This window comes from Colwellia sp. BRX10-3 (assembly GCF_014077505.1).
Taxonomy (GTDB): domain Bacteria; phylum Pseudomonadota; class Gammaproteobacteria; order Enterobacterales; family Alteromonadaceae; genus Cognaticolwellia.
The window spans coordinates 1-279 of record NZ_JACGWA010000053.1 but is presented as its reverse complement, the minus strand read 5'-3'; the positions used below and the strand labels follow the sequence as shown (position 1 = coordinate 279).

Here is a 279-nt window from a genome sequence, read left to right as displayed (position 1 = left end):
TTGAACCTACGACCTTCGGGTTATGAGCCCGACGAGCTACCAGACTGCTCCATCCCGCGTCCGAATGGTCTAATAAATTAGACAAGCCAAGTTGTTTTAATTCAAACTCAAGAATTTGTTAAAGTTTTAGAAGTTTTCATTCATTCTAAAAGAATTGGTTGCGGGAGCAGGATTTGAACCTACGACCTTCGGGTTATGAGCCCGACGAGCTACCAGACTGCTCCATCCCGCGTCCGAATGGTCTAATAAATTAGACAAGCCAAGTTGTTTTAATTCAAA

General features: G+C 43.0%; 1 tRNA gene. It reads right to left on the bottom strand.

Annotation, left to right across the window (positions count from 1 at the left end):
* Positions 1 to 155: 155 nt before the first annotated feature.
* Positions 156 to 232: transfer RNA gene (locus H4J38_RS17015), tRNA-Met, on the bottom strand.
* Positions 233 to 279: the final 47 nt, after the last annotated feature.